This window comes from Pseudomonas mosselii, from assembly GCF_019823065.1.
Taxonomy (GTDB): Bacteria; Pseudomonadota; Gammaproteobacteria; order Pseudomonadales; family Pseudomonadaceae; genus Aquipseudomonas; species Aquipseudomonas mosselii.
In genome coordinates this window covers 105,017-123,160 of record NZ_CP081966.1, presented here as the reverse complement: position 1 = coordinate 123,160, position 18,144 = coordinate 105,017, and the positions used below count along the sequence as shown (strand labels likewise).

Here is an 18,144-nt window from a genome sequence, read left to right as displayed (position 1 = left end):
CTCACACGCCTGCGCGATAGCAAACGCTACCCCGACATGTATCGCTATATGCTCGAGGTCGTGACTGCGCAAAAAACTATCACTCACGATGCTCAAGCGCTAGACGATTTGACTACTGCTCAGACGTGGTTGAATGTAGCTATCAGCGTCAACTCGAATGATGGTCAGTTTCCAAACCAGATGGTCCGCGGGTCAATGCAGTTCGCGGCGGCAAGTAAAGGTAAACCTCTTTCCGACACTGAATTTCAAAAAGGCTCCGATAAGCTCGCCTGGAATATTGCGGACAGTATCATAAAAAATGGTGGTTTCCCCCCGATCAACGACATCATGAAGGATGATCGGGATATGACTGTCGATGCGTTTGGCCTCGAATCATGGCAATGGCCTGGCACCATCGCCGATACCTTCCCCCCTCTGCTGGGAGGTCTCAACCGCGAGGTTTCGACCATCCCGGGCCAAGGCGAAACCTACGCAAAGCACCTCAGGCTCGCTGTCATGCAGAACCTCGCCGGGGTCAGTCGGTACATTTCCAGCTTCACCGAATTGGACATGCTTCCCGCATGGAAATATGCCAATGAGCTAAGGCGCTTCGCTGCGGACAACACCTACAAGATGTTCCAGTGGTTCGGTGCCGGTGACGACACTCCCGTCCAGCCCGATACCAACCAGTCGATCCAGATCCACATCGACGCCTCGCCCAAGCCACAGCAGCACATCCAGGGCGAAGACCAGGCACGCCAGGACGTGAGCAACGGCTATGTGCAGAACGCCGCGACCCACAACGTGTTCGCCCTCGGCGGTATTCTCAACAAGACCGACTTCGCCTCCACGCAGATGGCCAGCCTGACCTCGGGCGGCATCCGCCCTGGCGAAATGCAACTGGACCCGAACGCCCGCCCCAACAGCCACCTGTCGAAGTTCTACCTCGACCAGCCGAGCACCAGCGGTTTCGATTTCAGCGTGCGCAACGCGGTGACCCTCAACGGCCTGTCGGCCATGACCACCCGCAACACCTACGTCGACCCACTGCTGCTCGACCTGGGCGGCGAAGGCGTGCGCATGACCGACCTGAGCGACGCCGTGCTGTTCGACACCGACCACAGCGGCACGCTCAAGCGCAGCGCCTGGGCCGACCGCAAGACCGGCATGCTGGTGATCGACGATGGCAGCGGCCAGGTCAAGGACGTCAGCCAGATGTTCTCCGAGTACTACAAGGGCAAGGCCGGCGTGAACGGTGCGGCCGGCGAGGCCCGTTTCAAGGATGGCTTCGCCGCGCTGGCCAGCGAGGATGGCAACGGCGATGGCATCATCGATGCCCGTGACCCAATCTGGAACCGGCTGCGTGTGTGGGTGGATGCCAGCCATGACGCCCGTGTCGACGGCGGTGAGCTGAAGACCCTGGCCGAACTGGGCATCACCCAGATCAACGTGCGCGCCGCTGGCACGCCGGGCGAGACCCGCGATGGCAGCCGTGTGCTGGCCCGGGGTTCGTTCACGATCGGCGGCGCCAGCCGGGAAGCGCTGGCCGTGGACTTCCTGGGCGACCCGGTAAGCAGCACCACCACCCGCCAGGGCGATGGCATCCGCGTGGTATCAAACAGCGACGGCGCCACCACCATCGCCTACAGCAGCACCAGCAACCAGGGCGAACAGCTGGACGCTACGACCCTTGGGGTGAACAACCTGTATGGCGGCAGCGGCAACGACCAACTCACTGCTACGGCCAGCGGCAGCTGGCTGGTCGGCGGTGCTGGCAGCAATACCTACATCGGTGGTGCCGGCGACGATGTCTTTGTCATCAGCGCCAGCGACGACCCACAGAACATCCACGGCAACGGTGGCCGCGACACGGCGCTGATCGTTGGAGACCAGGGCGTAGAGCTGAACATGGCCAAGGCCGGGCTGACCATTGCCCAGGGCGGTCGCGGCGACGATGTGATCCGCAGCGGCGGTGGCGCCGGCGTGTTCATCAAGGGCGGGGAGGGCAGTGCCACCCTGATCGGCGGCGCCGGCAACGATGTACTGGTCGGCGGTAGCGGCCACAACACGCTCATCGGCGGCAGTGGCAAGGCGGTGATCTATGCAGGGCCCAACGGCGACCTGATCTACGCGTCCGCAGGCGGCAGCATCATCCACGCCGGTGGCGGCAACGATGTCATCCACGGCGGTGCGGCCGACGATGTGATCGAGGTCGGTCACGGCAACGCACAGATCGACGGCGGTGGCGGCACCAACCTGGTCACCCTGCACGGCAAGTACGGTGAGTACCGCATCACCCATACCAGCAACGGCTACCTGGTAGCCGACAACGTGACCGGTCGCGACGGTACCGTGCAACTGCGCAATATCCAGAAGCTCAACTTCGCCGATATTTCCGCCGTCGACCTGTCCAACCCCAACGCCATGCCGGTGTCCGATGTGCTGCGCCTGGACAAGGACGGCCAGCGTTTCGACCGCCAGCGCACGCACCTGATCGCCGCCTCCAGCCTGCTGGCTAACGACCTGCTGCTCGACAGCAAGGGCGGCCTGCGCATCGACAACGTCGGCGATGCCACCGGCGGTTCGGTCAGCCTCACCGCCCAAGGTGATGTGCTGTTCACCCCGCTGGCCGGCTACACCGGCATGATGGGCTTCAAGTACGGCATCATCGATGCCCAGGGCAACAAGTCGGCCTCGGTGGTCGACCTGGGCAGCGGCCAGACCGCGCCGATGCGCGCCAGCGTGACCCTGCTCGACGCCGGCATGCCAAACGACCCGCTGGCCGCGCAGCAGTGGTACCTGAGCGACACCAACGTGCTGCCGGTATGGCAGGACTACACCGGCAAGGGCGTGCGCATCGCCATGTTCGAACCGGGCGGCGAGTTCGCCACGGCGCCGGAAATCTTCGACATCCAGCACCCGGACCTGGCCGCCAACGTCGACCAGGCCTGGCTCAAGACCCAGCGCGACAAGGGCGTGCTGCCAGAGCTGGCCTCCAACCACGCGACCATGGTCGCCGGGGTGATGGTGGCCGGGCGCAACGACCAGGGCGGCGTGGGCGTGGCCTATGACGCCAAGCTCAGCGGTTTCTACCTGGCCAACAAGGGCGACGACCTGACTGGCCTGGGCAACATGGTCAACTATGACGTCGCCAACCACAGCTGGGGCTTCCAGAACGACTTCGCCATCAGCAACCTACAGAACGGCGCCATCGACACCGCCAGCGCCCTGGCGGCAAACGCCCGCTATGCCGCGCACAACGGTCGCGGTGGCCTGGGCACGGTGATCGTCACCGCCGGCGGCAACCAGCGCGCCCACGGCGGCAGCGCCCAAGGCTCGCTGACCAACAACAACCGCTTCTCGATCGAGGTCGGGGCGATCAACGCCCAGGGCGACCTGTCGACCCTGCAGATCGGTTCGACGCCGTTCTCCAACCCCGGCGCCAGCCTGCTGGTCTCGGCCCCGGGCAGCAACGTGCTGTCCACCAGCCGCCTGGTGGAGACCGAGCGCGGCTCGACCTTCGGCAACGACTACACGAGCATGCAAGGCACCAGCTTCGCCGCGCCGATCGTCTCCGGCGTGGCCGCGCTGATGCTCGAAGCCAACCCCAACCTGGGCTACCGCGACGTGCAGCAGATCCTTGCGCTGTCGGCCCGCCGGGTCAACGACAGTGCCACCCGCTGGGACAACAACGGCGCGCGCAACTGGAACGGCGGCGGCATGCACACCAGCCACGACTACGGCTTCGGCGAAGTGGACGCCCGCGCGGCCGTACGCCTGGCCGAAAGCTGGATGACCCGCAGCACCGGTGCCGACGAAAGCGTGTTCAGCGCCAGCAGCGGCGCCCTGGGCAAGACCCTGAGCGGCGGTGGCAGCCTGAGCACCTCGCTGCAGATGGACGCCGGGCTGAACGTCGAGCACGTGGAGATCGACCTGGACGCCAGCGTCGGCCGCCTCGGCGACCTGACCGTCACCCTGGTCTCGCCCGATGGCACCCGCAGCATCCTGCTCGACCGCACCGGCAAGGTGCCGCAGGGGATGGCCGGCGCCAGCGACGCCGACATGGGCAGCACGCGCTCCGGGCCCTTCAAGTACAGCTTCATGAGCACCCGTGACTGGGGCGAACGCTCGGCCGGCACCTGGACCCTCGAGGTCAAGGACGCCAGCAACGGCCAACCGGTGACCCTCAACAACTGGGCCCTGCGCCTGTATGGCAGCAAGGCCGGTGCGGACGACACCTACTTCTACACCGACGAGTACCTCAAGGCGGTGCAGGGCCAGGCCAGCCGCGGCGTGCTGGATGACGCCGGCAACGGCACCGCGGGCGGGCGCAATACGCTCAACGCAGCGGCGGTCAGCGGTGATGTCCAAGTCAACCTGGCCACCGGCGTGGCCAGCATCGGCGGCGCGGCGCTGACCTTGCGCAACCCGAACGGCGTGCACAACCTCATCAGCGGTGACGGCAACGACACCCTGGTGGCCGGCAACGCCGATGCCCTGCTCGACGGTGGCCGAGGCAACAACAGCCTGACCGGCGGCAACGGCAAGGACTTCTTCGTGGTCCATCGCCGCGAGGGCGGCCAGGACACCGTGCACCGCTTCGAAGCGGCAAAAGGGGAGGTCATCGACCTGGTCGGTTTCACTGGCAAGACCTTCGCCGACCTGACCCTGCAGCAGCAGGGCGCGGATGTCCGCGTCGACCTGGGCAACGGCCAGCACATCCTGCTGAGCGGACAGTCGCTGGGCAACATCAGCGCGGCGAACTTCCAGTTCCAGGACCGCTTCGTCGCCCCGGCCAACTATGTCGACAGTAGCCGACCAAACGTGGACACCGGCACCGTCGCCGGCACCGTGGTGCTCAGCGGCGGTGGCGAGGGCGTAAGCTTCAGCAGCGGCGCCGACGGCCAACTGATCGCCGCGCTGGCGGGCAAGGTGTACAGCCACGACAGCGCCACCTCGGACCGCTTCATCATCAGTCACCAGCTCAATGCCAGTGACTACCACAATGCCTTGCGCGGCTTCCGTCATGGCATCGACAAGATCGACCTGAGCCAGGTCGGTGTCACCCGTTTCGAAGAGCTGAGCATCGTCCAGAAGAACCGCGGCACCATCAATGGCCTGTCGCAGATCCATGGCGTTGAACTGAGCACCAACGTGCTGCGCGGCGCGAATCAGCCGGTCAACCTGGCTTACCTCGACGCCATCGAAGTGGCCCAGCTCGATGCCGGCGACTTCATCTTCGCCAGCGCCCATCTGCCGGTGGAAACCGGCCAGCCCCCGCTGCCGCCGACCCGCCTGCCGGGGATCGACCTGTCGCTGCCGGACCGGGTCAAGCCCATCGAGATCCCCGACCGGCTCACGCCGATCGTCGAGCGTCCCGACATCAAGATTCCCGATGTCCGGGTTCCGGACTTCAGCATTCCGGATCACCGGATCCCGGATCTGAACGACCTGCTCAATCGCGGCACGGACGACTGGCGCAAGCGCTTCGATGACCATCCGGGCGTACCGACGCGGCCTGTCGAGATTCCTGACATCCGGCCATCGCCCATCGAGATCCCGGAAATCAGAATCCCTGACCGACCTACGGTCGACCTGCGTCCAAGTACCGATATCAACTCGATCCTCGAAGAAGCGAGGCGTCGACACGAGCAGATCATGGAGGAAAGCAACCGCCGCACGGACGAATTGCTCAAGCCGACCGGACCTGTCGAAATCCCCGACTTTCGGCCAACGCTCATCGAAATCGCTGATCGACCTGCGGTCGACCTGCACACAAGCACTGATGTCGACTCGATCGTCGAAGAAGCAAGGCGCCGGCACAAGCAGATCATGGAGGAGGTCCACAACGACCGGTTCGAGCACAAGCCGGTGACACTGCCGGACATCAATGCCAGCGACTACCTCAAACACCCCACGTCCTCCGACGCCACCCCGGCATCGAAGCCACAGGCCAGCACCTCACCAGCGCAGGCCTATCAGTTGATCGTCGCCGGTCAGGCCTGGAGCGCTGGCTCCTTGAGCGGGCTATTCGGCATGGCGCTCAAGGACCAGGCACCGGTTTACCAGGTCAGCCTTGCCGACGGCTCGCCGCTGCCAGCCTGGATGAGCTTCGACTCGGCTCAGGCGTCGCTGGCAGGGATACCTGAGGCCGGTCTCGCCGGCACCTTCGATATCAAGGTGAATGCCGGCAGCCAAACTAGTGCCGTGCTGCACCTGATGGTCCAACCGACGGTGATGACCGTGCCGATGTTCAGCAGCGTCACCCTGGCAGACGACCAGTACGCGGTGAACCTAAGCAATTCGTTCACCAAGGTCACCGCCAGCGGCGGCCGTCATCTGGCACTGCTCGGCAGCGGGGCCAAAGCCACCCTGCTGGGCAGGGACGACCAGCAGGTCTTTGCCACTGGCTCGCGGGCAGAGGTAACCCTGGGTGATGGTAACAACACGGTCAAGGGAGGGGTCGGCACGCTGGTAGCCGGTCATGGTGACAACCTCATCGAAACGACCGGATCGTCTACCAACCTCACGCTGGGCAACGGCCACAACACCATCAAGGGTAGTCTCGACAAGCTGGTGGCCGGCAATGGCGACAACTTCATCGAAACCACCGGCTCATCCGCCGACGTCACGCTGGGCGATGGCCGCAATACCATCAACGGCAGGCTCGACAAACTGGTTGCCGGTAATGGCGACAACCATGTCGAAAGCTCGGGCTCGTTCGCCGAGATCACCCTGGGCAATGGCGGCAACTCGATCAAAGGCGAATTCCGCAAGCTGGTGGTCGGCGATGGCGACAACCGCATCGAGACGTCATCGTCGTTCACCAAGATCAAGCTGGGCAAAGGCCACAACAACGTCGTGGTCGAAGGCAGCATGGCCGATGTGGAAGTCGGTGAAGGTCATACCGAGGTTGCATTCCGGGGTTCCATGAGCACCTTGAACTTCGGCAAGCCCGTACTGCCCGAACAGCTGTGGTTCCAGCACCAGGGCGATGACCTGCTGATCAGCCGTATCGGCAGTGCGCAGCAGGTCACCCTGCATGACTGGTATGCCAGCTCGCCAGCCCGGGTCCGCGACATCGTTGCCGGTAACGGTCAGCACTTGTCGGACCGCAATGTCGAGCAACTGGTCCAGGCCATGGCGGCGTTCGCGCCGCCCGGCGCGGCTGCTACCAGCTTCGACGCGGCGCAGGCGCAAGCCTTGCAGCCGGTCCTCGCCGCCAACTGGCGCTAACGCCTGGCACCTGGAGGCTTGCGAGCCTCCAGGTGACGGCATCCTGATCAAAACAACGCCATCTGCCCGCCCGGCGGGCAGAATGCGCTGCAGTCCAGCGCCAACGCCTCCCGCCCTTCGAACCCCAGCCGCCTGGCCGCCTTGCGAAAGCGCTGCGCCAGCAATTCGGCGAACACGCCTTCACCGCGCATCCGCGCACCGAAGCGGCTGTCATACAACTCGCCCCCCCGGCTCTGGCGAATCAGGCTCAGCACATGCGCGGCCCGCTGTGGGTAGTGATCCTGCAGCCACTGCTCGAACAACGGTGCGACCTCCAGCGGTAGGCGCAGCATCATGTAAGCCGCGCTCTGCGCACCGGCTTCCTTCGCCGCCTCCAGCAGGTGCTCCAGCTCACTGTCGTTGATCATCGGGATCATCGGCGAACACAGCACGCCCACGGGAACGCCGGCCTCACGCAGCACGCGGATCGTCCGCAGGCGCGCCTTGGGTGCGGCCGCACGGGGTTCGAGGGTGCGCTTTAGCTCATCGTCGAGAGTGGTGAGGCTGATCATTACCCGCACCAGACGCTGGCTGGCCAGTTCGCTGATCAGATCAAGGTCGCGCAGTATCAGCGAGCCCTTGGTGACGATGGTCACCGGGTGGCGGTAGCGCAGTAGCACTTCGAGCAAGCGTCTGGTGAGCTGATGCTCGCGCTCGATGGGCTGGTAGGGATCGGTGTTGGAACCCAGATTGATTGGCGCACATACGTAACCGGGCTTGCTCAATTGCTGTTCAAGTATCTCGGCGGCATTGGTCTTGGCAATCAGCTTGGTTTCGAAATCGAGGCCGGGGGAGAGGTCCCAGTAGGCATGGCTAGGACGGGCGTAGCAGTAGATGCAGCCGTGCTCGCAACCGCGGTAGGGGTTGATGGAGCGGTCGAAGGGCAGGTCGGGGGAGGTGTTGCGGGCGATGATGGTCTTGGCCGTCTCGATCCGCACCTCGGTGCCCTGGGTGAGTGGGACTTCCTGGTACCAGCCATCGTCCTCGACCACTGAAACGCTCGGGGCGAAGCGGTTGTGGGGGTTATCGGCGGTGCCGCGGCCACGAATGGGGGCTGGTTTCATGATGAGAACCCGGATTACTGTACATGCATACAGTAATCCGGGTTCAGCAGGATAGCTACAACCGATTATCGCGGGGCAAGCCCGCTCCCACGCTTGCCGCGTGATTTACCTTCAATCCTGCGGCTTCTTCAGCTTCGGATTGGGGAAGAACTGCACGGTCTGCACCTTGGCCGGCGCCGCCTTGGGCGCCAGGTGGTTGACCCGGGTGCCGAGCTCGCTGGGTACCGACAGGCCTTGTTCGTTCAAGGTGTCAGTGAACCCGCAGGCCACGCACTCTCGGTGCGGCACGCCGTCCTCGTTCCACATCATCAGCTTGTCCATCTCGCTGCATGCCGGGCAGACCGCCCCGGCGATGAAACGTCGTTTGCTCGTGCTCACGGCTACCTCGCTCATGCCGCCGCGTCCTCGGTAAGGCCACTGTGGCGCAGCAATGCATCGATGGAAGGCTCACGGCCCCGGAAGTCGACGAACAGCACCATCGGCTCGCGGGAACCACCACGGGCCAGGATGGCTTCGCGGAAGGCGCGGCCCGTCTCGGCGTTCAGCACACCTTCTTCCTCGAAGCGCGAGAAGGCGTCGGCCGACAGCACTTCGGCCCACTTGTAACTGTAGTAACCCGCCGCGTAGCCGCCGGCGAAGATGTGCGCGAAGCTGTTGGGGAAGCGGTTGTAGGCCGGCGGACGCATCACCGAGACCTCGTCGCGCACGCCTTCGAGCACCTGCAGCACGCTGCGGCCGTCGCCGTGGGTGGCGTGCAGCTCGAAGTCGAACAGCGAGAACTCCAGCTGGCGCACCATCATCATGCCGGATTGGAAGTTCTTCGCCGCCAGCATCTTGTCCAGCAGGTCCTGGGGCAGCGGTTCGCCGGTCTCGTAGTGGCCGGAAATCAGCGCCAGGCCCTCGGGCTCCCAGCACCAGTTCTCCATGAACTGGCTCGGCAGCTCCACCGCGTCCCAGGCCACGCCGTTGATGCCGGACACACCGGCATGCTCGATGCGGGTCAACAGGTGGTGCAGGCCGTGCCCGAACTCATGGAACAGGGTGGTGACTTCGTCGTGGGTCAGCAGCGCCGGTTTGCCGGGCGTGGCCGGAGTGAAGTTGCACACCAGGTTGGCCACCGGGCTCTGCAGCGCGCCAGCGGCGGTGCGGCGATGGTCGCGGGCACCGTCCATCCAGGCGCCGCCACGCTTGTTGGCACGGGCATAGAGGTCGAAGAAGAAGCGACCGACGTGCTGGCCGTCTTCCTTGATCTCGAACAGGCGCACGTCCGGGTGCCAGCTGTCGAAGCCCCTGAGCTCGGCGATCTCGATGCCGTACAGGCGCTGGACGATGGCGAACAGGCCGGAGAGCACCTTGTCGATCGGGAAGTAGGCGCGCAGGGCTTCCTGCGACACGCTGTAGCGCTGTTCGCGCAGCTTTTCGCCGAAATAGCCGGCGTCCCAGCTGGCCAGCTCCGGAGTGCCCTGCTCGGCGGCGAAGGCCTTCAGCTGCTCCAGGTCCTGGGCGGCGAACGGCTTGGAACGCTTGGCCAGGTCACGCAGGAAGCTCAGCACCTGGTCGCTGGACTCAGCCATCTTGGTGGCCAGGCTCAGTTCGGCGAAGTTCGGGTAGCCCAGCAGCTTGGCCAGCTCCTGGCGCAGGTCGAGGATCTCTTCCATCACCGGGCCGTTGTCGAACTGGCCGGCGTTCGGGCCCTGGTCGGAGGCGCGGGTGCAGTAGGCGGCGTACAGTTCTTCGCGCAGGGCGCGGTCGTCGGCGTAGGTCATCACCGCGTAGTAGCTGGGGAATTCCAGGGTGATCAGCCAGCCGTCGAGGCCCTTGGCCTGGGCGGCGGCGGCCATCTGCGCCTTGGCCGAGTCGGTCAGGCCGGCGAGGGCGGCCTCGTCGGTGACGTGCTTGGTCCAGGCCTGGGTGGCATCGAGCAACTGGTTGGAGAAGCGGCTGCCCAGCTCGCTGAGCTTGCTCTGCACTTCGGCATAGCGCTGCTGCTTGTCGGCCGGCAGGTCGATGCCCGACAGGCGGAAATCGCGCAGGGCGTGATCGATGATGGTCTTCTGCGCCACATCGAAGCCGGCAGCCTCGGGGCTGGCGGCCAGGGCTTCATAGGCTTCGAACAGGGCACGGTTCTGGCCCAGCTCGGTGGAATAGGCGCTCAGGGCTGGCAGGCACGACTCGTAGGCCTCGCGCAGTTCCTGGCTGTTGCACACCGCGTTGAGGTGGCTGACCGGGCTCCAGGCGGCGCCCAGGCGGTCGTTGAGTTCGTCCATCGCCAGCACCAGGCCGGCCCAGGTCGGGTTCTTGCCCTGCTTTTCGAGGATCTCGGCGATGGCCTTGCGGTTGTCGGCGAGGATCTGCTCGATCGCCGGCAGCACATGCTCGGCACGGATTGCCGAGAAGGGCGGCAGATCATGGGACTGCAGCAGCGGGTTGTTCGCACTCACGGTTCGGGTACCTTGGCAGGAGAAACACGGGACCATCTTAATTACAATCGACGCCGACCGCAGCAGGCAGCCTGCCTATCGGCATTGCAGAGGAACACTATCATGGCCCTCCGGACCTTCCAGCAACACACGCCGAAAGTGGGAGCACGGGCCTTCGTCGACCGCTCGGCGGTGGTCATCGGCGACGTCGAGATCGGCGAGGACAGCTCGATCTGGCCGCTGACCGTGGTGCGCGGCGACATGCACCGCATCCGCATCGGCGCGCGCACCAGCGTGCAGGACGGCAGCGTGCTGCACATTACCCACGCCGGGCCGTTCAACCCCGACGGTTTTCCGCTGATCATCGGCGACGAGGTGACCATCGGTCACAAAGTCATGCTGCATGGCTGTACCCTGGGCAACCGCATCCTGGTCGGCATGGGCAGCACCATCATGGACGGCGCCATCGTCGAGGACGAGGTGATCATCGGCGCCGGCAGCCTGGTGCCGCCGGGCAAGCGCCTGGTCAGCGGCTACCTGTACATGGGCAGCCCGGTGAAACAGGTGCGCCTGCTGAGCGAGCAGGAGCACGCGTTCTTCCCCTACAGCGCCGGCAACTACGTGAAGCTCAAGGACCAGCACCTGGCCGAAGGCTACGACCGACCGCAATGACGCCATCGCGGGGCGGGCAAGCCTGCTCCCCCGACCTTTGCATACCCCGCGATGGCATCCAGATGAACAGCAGAGTGAACAGCTCCATGCACCAGCAGAACATCCTTTTCGACCTCGACGGCACCCTGACCGACCCGCGCTCAGGGATTACCCGCTCGATCCAGTACGCCCTGGCCAAGCTGGGCATCGACGAGCCAGACCTGACCCGCCTCGAGCACTTCATCGGCCCACCCCTGTTGCAGGCCTTCATGCAGTTCTATGACTTCGACGAGGCCAAGGCCTGGGACGCGGTGAACTTCTACCGCGAGCGCTTCAAGGTCACAGGGCTGTACGAGAACCGGGTGTTCGAGGGTGTGCCGCAGCTGCTGCAGGCGCTCAACGGCCAGGGCCGCACCCTGTATATCGCCACGTCCAAGCCATGGGTCTATGCCCGCGAGATCGCCCGGCATTTCGAATTCGACCACCACTTCAAGGTGATCTACGGCAGCGAGCTGGACGGCACCCGTACCAACAAGGTCGAGCTGATTCGCCACCTGTTGGATGAAGAGGGACTGGACCCGGCACAGACTCTGATGATCGGCGACCGCAAGCATGACCTGATCGGTGCGCGCAGCAATGGTGTGCAGGCGGTGGCAGTGGGCTATGGGTTCGGCAGCCGGGAGGAACTCGAGGCCGAGACGCCGGCGTTCCATTTCGAGACGCTGGCCGAGTTGCATCAGGCGTTCATCAAAGGCTGATATGTATCGGGGCTGCAAAGCAGCCCCTTTATCTCAAGGCCTTGCCATCAACCGTCCAAGCACCGCCTTGCGCTGTTCGATCGGCATCCGCCCCAGCGCCTCGACCCGCTCGTAAAACAGTCCCCAGTCTCCTCCAACCTCATCGAACAGCTTCGAAAACGCCGGGACCCACTGGTCATAAAGCCCAAAAGGCAGCAACTTGGCATTGTTCAATGGAGCAAAGATCCAGGCATCGAAACGCCGATCCCCACCCCAATCGCGGTCCCGCACCTCGCGGTACTCCCGCCGCAACCGCTCGAACTCAGCCTGCTTGGCCGCCCGCTTGCCCCCCTCATCCAACGGCCCGGCATAAATTGTCTGCAATCGCTCGCGGCTGGCCAACACCAGCCGGGTGAACTGTTCGCGCTGCCGGGCCCCGACCTCCTCGATGGCAGCCAACCCACGTGCCGCGCGCCATTGCCGTGTTCCCTCCTGCTCGACAAAGGAGGCGAACGACTCGTTGAACTCGGTATCGTCCTGCACGTAGAAGCGCTGGTGCGCCAGCTCATGAAAGATCACCGTGGCCAGGCGCTCATCGCCCCAGTCGGCCATGGTCGACAGGATCGGATCGTCGAACCAGCCCAGGGTGGAATAAGCCTCCACACCTCCCACATAGACATCCAGGCCCTCCTGGCGCATCAACGCCGCCGCGCCGCGGGCCGCGCCCTGCCGGTAATATCCTCGATAGGCCACGCAGCCGGCGATGGGGAAGCAATGGGTCACCGGCTGCAACGACAGCTCAGGGGTCGCGAACACATTCCATACCACATACGGTCGCCCCAAATCGGCGTAGACCCGGTAACTGCCGTTGTCCGGCAACTTCAACTGCGCGCTGGCGAAGGCCCGGGCCTTTTCGGCAAACAACAGGCGCTGGCGCAACACCGGGCTGGTGGCAGGACTCTCGATAACCCGGTCCAGCGGCTGGCGTGCCCGCAACAGCTGCCACTGGCCCTCCGCCAGTTGGCCGTAGTAGCTCACGCTGGAGCAACCGCTCAGCAGAACGCCCAGCGCCACGGGAACCAACCCGGTGAAAACGCGGTCGAGAACCCGACGGCTGCAGCGCATGAAAAGAAAAAGTCCAAACATCGAGGCTGTCTATCTCGCTCGTCGGCCGAATGCGACCAAGACTATCTCGCAAAGGGGAAGCTTCGCCATGCGTACTCTGCTGTTTGCCGCCGGCACGCTCGTGCTGCTGTCCGGTTGTGCCTCATTCCTGCCCAGCGCCGACCCGAACCAGGCCTGGATCGACCTGGCCCCGGGTGACAACGACTCGCTGCATGCCTTGCAGGTTGATGAGCGCGCCTGGGCCGACACCCGCTATTTCGAGGTGCAGCCCGGCAATCACGAGCTGACCGTGCGCTACCAGTTCGCCGTGACGCCCAGCAACATCGGCCCGGTGGACGAGCCGCTGTGGCGCGACTGTCAGCTCAATCTCACCTACAAGGACTTCACGGCCGGGCAGCGCTATCAGATGCAGGCCGGCAGTATCGGTTTCCGCCCCTGGATCAAGCTTTACGACCAGCAGCAGAAACTGATCGGCCAAGGCGAGCCGGCAGGCTGCCAGCGCACCTGAACCCCGCGAACGGCGCTATGCTTGTAACCTGTGAACCGCGAGCGGGAGTTTCACCATGCGCCAGCCCATGATGCTGATGGCCCTCAGTGCCCTGGGGGCGTGCGCCAGCCCCTTGCCGCCCGTTGACCCAGGCAAGGCCTGGGTCGATCTCTACACCATCACCCCCGGCAGAACCATCATGGCCGACCGTCTGGACGGCCAGCGCCTGGATGACGGCCGCTACTTCCAGGTGACACCTGGCAAGCATGAGCTGGTGGTGCGCTTCGACTACGAGATCTATTCCGGCGGTTTCAGCACTGACCCCACCGAGCGAACCTGCTATCTCACCGTGCGCTACAACGATTTCAAGGCCGGCCAGCGTTATCGCCTGGAGGCGCGGGCCCCGGCGATGCAGCCGCAGGTGCTGTTGTACGACGCCAACCGAAAGGTGGTCGTGAACGAGCCGAGCAACGTCACCTGTATTCCTTGATCGATGACGGGGCTGCCGTGCAGCCCCGACCGTCGAGCCTTACCGATCGTTCTTCTGGTAGATGATCTTCTTCGTGCCGCCCTCGCAGCTGCCAACGATCATGTTGGGATCACTGACCTCGGCATTGGGCACGATCTCAAGCGTGTAGGAGGAAACCTTGTTCGCCTGGATCTTCGCTTCGATCTCGGCCTTCAGTTCCTCGCACGGCTTGGGCGCGGCCAGTGCGGCGGTGGCCAGCAGGGAAGCCAGCACACCAAATGCAACGCGGATCATGGAACGGCTCCTGGGGCAGGGCAGACGAGCTGCCAACGCTGTTTAGACTACAGGAAACCGCCGCCGTTGCGCCGCCTAGGACAGCAGGGTGGCGTCCAAGCTGATCGTCGCGTTGAGCACCTTGGACACCGGACACCCAGCCTTGGCCTTGTTGGCGATCTCCTGGAACTGCGCCTCGCTGGCCCCAGGCACGGTGGCCTTGAGGGTCAGGTGAACGGCGGTGATGGCAAAGCCATCAGCCTGCTTGTCCAGGCTTACCTCGGCGTGAGTGTCGATCCGTTCAGGCGTGAATCCCGCCTCGCCCAACATCATCGACAACGCCATGGAGAAGCAGCCGGCATGGGCAGCGCCGATCAGTTCCTCCGGGTTAGTCCCAGGCGTGCCTTCGAAACGGGTGTTGAAGCCGTAGGGCGCTTGCTTGAGCGCGCCGCTTTCAGTGGAGATCTGGCCCTTGCCATCCTTCAGGCCACCTTGCCAGACCGCCGATGCTGTCTTCTTCATGCTGCCTCCTGTCACAGGGTTGGGGTGTCTATGGTTCTGAGGACCAAGCCCACGCCAAGTTCAGATCAATCCGCAGGAAGGCATTGAATCCGGCGAATATGCCCATACAGAGTCCAGAAGGCCATGGCCAATCACCTGAAGCGGAGGCTCCAATGACGCACCTGCGAGACCTGAAGATATCCACCCTCGACCTGGTGCCCGTGCGCGCCGATGGGAGCCCCGCGCAATCACTGCGCAACTCGCTGGACCTGGCCCGGCACGTCGAGCGCTTCGGCTACAACCGCTTCTGGGTCGCCGAACACCACAACATGGACGGCATCGCCAGTTCGGCCACCGCCGTGCTGATCGGCTACCTGGCCGGCGGCACCTCGAGCATCCGCGTCGGCTCCGGCGGGGTGATGCTGCCCAACCATGCACCGCTGGTGATCGCCGAGCAGTTCGGCACCCTGGCCAGCCTGTACCCGGGGCGTATCGACCTGGGCCTGGGCCGCGCCCCGGGCTCCGACCAGATGACCGCCCGCGCCCTGCGCCGTGAACGCTCCGGCAGTGCCGACGACTTCCCCGACGATGTCGAGGAACTGTCGCGTTACCTCGGCCCGCGTACAGATGATCAGAAAGTGATCGCCGTACCTGGCCACGACACCGAGGTGCCAATGTGGTTGCTCGGCTCCAGCCTGTTCAGCGCCCAGCTGGCAGGCATGCGCGGCATGCCCTATGCCTTTGCCTCGCACTTCGCGCCGCGCTACATGCACGAGGCGATCCGCATCTACCGCGACCATTTCAAGCCGTCCACCACGCTGGACAAGCCTTACGTGATGCTCGGCATCCCGATGGTGGTTGCCGAGACCGACGAGAAGGCCGAGTACCTGGCGACGTCGGTGTACCAGCGTATCCTCGCGCTGATCCGTGGCCAGAGCCTGATGCAGCGCCCGCCGGTCGAAAGCATGAATGGACTATGGCTGCCCCATGAGCGCGATGCAGTGAGCAGTTTCCTGGGCCTGGCGATGATCGGCAGCCCACAGAAGGTGCGGGCGAAGGTGGAGGTGCTGCTGGAACAGACCGGGGCGGATGAGCTGATCTTCACCAGCGACCTGTACGAGCATGCCGACCGGATCAGGTCCTATGAGCTGATGGCTCAGGCCTTGAAGACCGGTTAAAGGTCATCGCGGGGCAAGCCCGCTCCTACAGGGTACGCTCTGTGGGAGCGAGCTTGCCCCGCGATGGAGCCACAATCAGTCACGGCTATAGGCAATTACCTTGGTCCCAGCCTCGCAGGTACCCACCACCTTGTCGGCAGGATCACCCTTGGGGGCGATCGTAAGCTTGTAACCCTTCACCCCCTTGGCATCCAGCTTCGCCGCAATCTCCGCCTTGAGCTCCTCGCACGGCTTGCCCGCCGCCAGCGCACCACCGGCCAACGCCATCAGCCCCACGGCCAGAATCAACTTCTTCATCGATCGCTTTCCTTGTACAGATCCAAGACGAAAAGGGCGCGAAGCTCGCGCCCTGCAACCTTATTACCCGATCAGGCCGGGCAAGCCTAGCCCAGCTTCGTTTCAGCTGTTGGCGATACGGAAGCCCACCTTCAGCGTCACCTGGAAGTGCGCGGCCTTGTTGTCGCGGATATGCCCGCGGGTATCGACCACCTCGAACCATTCCAGGTGCTTGATGCTCTTGCCGGCCTCGGCCAGGGCATTGTTGATCGCTTCTTCGATGCTGGTGGGGGAGGATCCGACCAGCTCGATCTTCTTGTAGGTGTGATGATCCGACATGAGTGCTCTCCTGGGTTGGGTAGTCCGTTGAGCCTAGCAGCGCAGGCCCGGTTTACCTGCGAGCGATCGGCGCAGGAGAAAGTTCGACTGCACTTTCTCAGCGCCGCGCAGTCGCATTCCTAACAGCCCATACCGCGAAGGAGAGTCAACATGCCACGCAATTCCCTGCGCCAAACCTCCCTGGAAAGCATGGAAGCCGAGATCGAAAGCCTGCTCAAGACACTGGAGCACCTCAAGCACGATGCCTCGGAGGAGTCCCACAAGACCATGAAGGCGCTGCGCGGCAATGCCGAGAACGCCCTCAAGCATTCGCGCAGCCTGCTCAGCGATGCCTACGAGGAAGTGAAGACCCGCACCCGCCAGACCGGTGTTGCCACCCGAGACTATGCCCAGGAACATCCCTGGACCACTGCGGGTGTGGCAGTTGGCGCCCTCGGCCTGCTGGCCGCCTACCTGATGTGCCGGCGTAATAACTAGCCGACCTGCTGCAGCTCCCGGCGCAGCCATTGCGCCAGCTGCTCGGCGCGCCCGTCCGCGGCGCGCCGGGGCACCCACAGGGCCAACGCGGCGTGGGTCGGGGAGAATCCCCAAGGCGCAGCCAGCCGCCCGGCCTTCAGGTCGTCCGCCACCAGCGGCTGTGGCGCGATGGCCACGCCAAGGCCGGCCACCGCCGCTTCCAGCAGGTAGTACAAATGCTCGAATGCCTGGCCGTAACTCAAAGTGCCAGGCTCGATGCCATGCTGCTGCGCCCAGGTCGGCCAGGCCTGTGGCCGCGAAGTCGTGTGGAGCACGGCCTCGCGTTGCAACGCCACGGCTGGCGCGGCTTTCAAACGATCGAAGCCTTCGAAGCGCGGACTCATCACCGGACCGATCCACTCTTCGGCGAGCACATGCACCTGCATGTCCGCCGGCCATGGCGGCTCGGCATAGACCAGCAACGCATCCAGCCCCGGGCGCCGCGGATCGAGATCGCCTTCACCCGCGGACAGGTGCAGGCGCAACTCCGGCAGGTCGGCCTTCAGGCGCCCCAGCCGCGGAATGAACCAGCGCGCCAGCAGGCTGCCAGAACAGCCGAGCACGAAGGGTGCTTCGTCGGCATCGCGGGAAAGCTCGGCGCAGACACCGCGCAGCCGGTCGAACGCCTCGAAGCTGGCATCACGCAGGCGCACCCCGGCATCTGTGAGTTTGACGCCACGCCCATCCTTGCCGAACAGGGCCACGCCCAGATGCTCCTCGAGCACCTTGATCTGCCGGCTGACGGCACCATGGGTCACATGCAGCGCCTCGGCAGCCTGGCTGACACTGTTCAGCCGGGCGGTCGCCTCGAAAGCCCGCAGGGCGTTGAGGGGGGGAAGGTCATGGGCCATTTG

At 64.5% G+C, this 18,144-nt stretch carries 16 protein-coding genes; 7 read left to right on the top strand and 9 right to left on the bottom strand.

Annotation, left to right across the window (positions count from 1 at the left end; all coding sequences use genetic code 11):
- Window positions 1–345 precede the first annotated feature (345 nt).
- Window positions 346–7,215, top strand: a complete 6,870-nt coding sequence (locus tag K5H97_RS00555) for a S8 family serine peptidase (protein ID WP_051555604.1) — start codon at window positions 346–348, stop codon at window positions 7,213–7,215.
- A gap of 47 nt (window positions 7,216–7,262) precedes the next feature.
- Here K5H97_RS00555 and K5H97_RS00550 read toward each other — a convergent pair whose 3' ends face one another.
- The 3 genes from K5H97_RS00550 to prlC form a co-directional block, all read right to left on the bottom strand.
- Window positions 7,263–8,318 (bottom strand): PA0069 family radical SAM protein, encoded by a 1,056-nt coding sequence (locus tag K5H97_RS00550; protein ID WP_390898238.1) that lies wholly within the window; start codon window positions 8,316–8,318, stop codon window positions 7,263–7,265.
- A 111-nt stretch (window positions 8,319–8,429) separates the two neighbouring features.
- Window positions 8,430–8,711: a YheV family putative zinc ribbon protein gene (locus K5H97_RS00545; protein ID WP_028688705.1), complete on the bottom strand. Its 282-nt coding sequence runs from the start codon at window positions 8,709–8,711 to the stop codon at window positions 8,430–8,432.
- Window positions 8,708–10,795 (bottom strand): oligopeptidase A, encoded by a 2,088-nt coding sequence (prlC, locus tag K5H97_RS00540; RefSeq protein WP_028688706.1) that lies wholly within the window; start codon window positions 10,793–10,795, stop codon window positions 8,708–8,710. Before prlC ends, K5H97_RS00545 begins: the two co-directional genes overlap by 4 nt.
- 66 nt (window positions 10,796–10,861) lie before the next feature.
- On the opposite strand from prlC, the gene K5H97_RS00535 reads away from it, so the two are divergent.
- Window positions 10,862–11,410 carry a gamma carbonic anhydrase family protein gene (locus tag K5H97_RS00535; RefSeq protein WP_028688707.1) on the top strand — a complete coding sequence of 183 codons (549 nt, stop codon included), beginning with the start codon at window positions 10,862–10,864 and terminating at the stop codon, window positions 11,408–11,410.
- A gap of 86 nt (window positions 11,411–11,496) precedes the next feature.
- Window positions 11,497–12,147 carry an HAD family hydrolase gene (locus K5H97_RS00530; protein ID WP_028688708.1) on the top strand — a complete coding sequence of 217 codons (651 nt, stop codon included), beginning with the start codon at window positions 11,497–11,499 and terminating at the stop codon, window positions 12,145–12,147.
- Between the two features lie 33 nt (window positions 12,148–12,180).
- On the opposite strand, the gene K5H97_RS00525 is transcribed toward K5H97_RS00530, so the two are convergent.
- Window positions 12,181–13,251 carry an aminopeptidase gene (locus K5H97_RS00525; RefSeq protein ID WP_028688709.1) on the bottom strand — a complete coding sequence of 357 codons (1,071 nt, stop codon included), beginning with the start codon at window positions 13,249–13,251 and terminating at the stop codon, window positions 12,181–12,183.
- 88 nt (window positions 13,252–13,339) lie between these two features.
- On the opposite strand from K5H97_RS00525, the gene K5H97_RS00520 reads away from it, so the two are divergent.
- Window positions 13,340–13,759, top strand: coding sequence for a PA0061/PA0062 family lipoprotein (locus tag K5H97_RS00520; protein WP_028688710.1), 420 nt, complete (start codon window positions 13,340–13,342; stop codon window positions 13,757–13,759).
- A gap of 55 nt (window positions 13,760–13,814) precedes the next feature.
- On the top strand, window positions 13,815–14,228 hold the full coding sequence (locus K5H97_RS00515) for a PA0061/PA0062 family lipoprotein (RefSeq protein ID WP_028688711.1): 414 nt from the start codon (window positions 13,815–13,817) through the stop codon (window positions 14,226–14,228).
- Between the two features lie 39 nt (window positions 14,229–14,267).
- Here the strand turns inward: K5H97_RS00515 and K5H97_RS00510 are convergent, their stop codons facing one another.
- Complete coding sequence (locus tag K5H97_RS00510) at window positions 14,268–14,501, bottom strand: DUF1161 domain-containing protein (RefSeq protein WP_028688712.1); 234 nt, start codon at window positions 14,499–14,501, stop codon at window positions 14,268–14,270.
- 75 nt (window positions 14,502–14,576) lie between these two features.
- On the bottom strand, window positions 14,577–15,002 hold the full coding sequence (locus K5H97_RS00505; protein WP_028688713.1) for an OsmC family protein: 426 nt from the start codon (window positions 15,000–15,002) through the stop codon (window positions 14,577–14,579).
- 152 nt (window positions 15,003–15,154) lie between these two features.
- Here K5H97_RS00505 and K5H97_RS00500 point away from each other — a divergent pair, with 152 nt between their 5' ends.
- Window positions 15,155–16,159, top strand: a complete 1,005-nt coding sequence (locus K5H97_RS00500) for an LLM class flavin-dependent oxidoreductase (RefSeq protein ID WP_028688714.1) — start codon at window positions 15,155–15,157, stop codon at window positions 16,157–16,159.
- 75 nt (window positions 16,160–16,234) lie between these two features.
- Here K5H97_RS00500 and K5H97_RS00495 read toward each other — a convergent pair whose 3' ends face one another.
- Both K5H97_RS00495 and K5H97_RS00490 read right to left on the bottom strand, forming a co-directional pair.
- A complete protein-coding gene (locus K5H97_RS00495; protein ID WP_028688715.1) occupies window positions 16,235–16,456 on the bottom strand; it encodes a DUF1161 domain-containing protein in 222 nt (73 codons plus the stop codon).
- A 102-nt stretch (window positions 16,457–16,558) separates the two neighbouring features.
- On the bottom strand, window positions 16,559–16,774 hold the full coding sequence (locus K5H97_RS00490; RefSeq protein WP_011531496.1) for a dodecin: 216 nt from the start codon (window positions 16,772–16,774) through the stop codon (window positions 16,559–16,561).
- Window positions 16,775–16,924: 150 nt separating this feature from the next.
- Between K5H97_RS00490 and K5H97_RS00485 the strand changes: the two genes are divergently transcribed.
- Window positions 16,925–17,251 (top strand): DUF883 family protein, encoded by a 327-nt coding sequence (locus K5H97_RS00485; protein ID WP_028688716.1) that lies wholly within the window; start codon window positions 16,925–16,927, stop codon window positions 17,249–17,251.
- Here K5H97_RS00485 and K5H97_RS00480 read toward each other — a convergent pair.
- A complete protein-coding gene (locus tag K5H97_RS00480; protein WP_028688717.1) occupies window positions 17,248–18,141 on the bottom strand; it encodes a LysR family transcriptional regulator in 894 nt (297 codons plus the stop codon). The genes K5H97_RS00485 and K5H97_RS00480 overlap by 4 nt on opposite strands.
- Window positions 18,142–18,144 lie beyond the last annotated feature (3 nt).